Origin of the sequence: Aquabacterium parvum (assembly GCF_001447195.1) — a bacterium.
Taxonomy (GTDB): domain Bacteria; phylum Pseudomonadota; class Gammaproteobacteria; order Burkholderiales; family Burkholderiaceae_C; genus Aquabacterium; species Aquabacterium parvum.
The window spans coordinates 1-338 of record NZ_LFRI01000541.1 but is presented as its reverse complement, the minus strand read 5'-3'; the positions used below and the strand labels follow the sequence as shown (position 1 = coordinate 338).

The window sequence follows — 338 nt, the reverse complement described above, 5'->3', positions numbered from 1 at the left end:
TCTTCAGAGATCTGACCTGCGAGCGCCTGCGTCGAGGCGTGTTCACCAGCGTGCCCGAACTGGTCGCTGCCATTGATCAATACGTCCAGCACCACAACACAGATCCCAAGCCGTTCATCTGGACCAAGAGCGCCCGCGACATCCTGCAGAAGGTCATCCGGGCGAATTCCAAGATAAGTTCCAAACAGAACGAAACACTACACTAGCATCCGCCTGCCCAAGCTGCATGTGGTTTTGCTGCGTGCCATGGGGTGGGACGGCGGGCATCTGCATGAGTTTGAGTTCGCCGAAGGGAGATATGGCGTGCCGGATCCAGATTGGCCCGATGAGTCGCTGGA

1 protein-coding gene and 1 pseudogene are annotated in these 338 nt (G+C 57.7%); both read left to right on the top strand.

Annotated features, from left to right (window positions below):
* A pseudogene (locus ABG80_RS21735) lies at nucleotides 1-206 on the top strand (IS630 family transposase); the annotation flags it as partial.
* A gap of 1 nt (nucleotide 207) precedes the next feature.
* A partial coding sequence (locus ABG80_RS21730; RefSeq protein ID WP_160322615.1) for an IS1096 element passenger TnpR family protein occupies nucleotides 208-338 on the top strand: 131 nt, incomplete at its 3' end.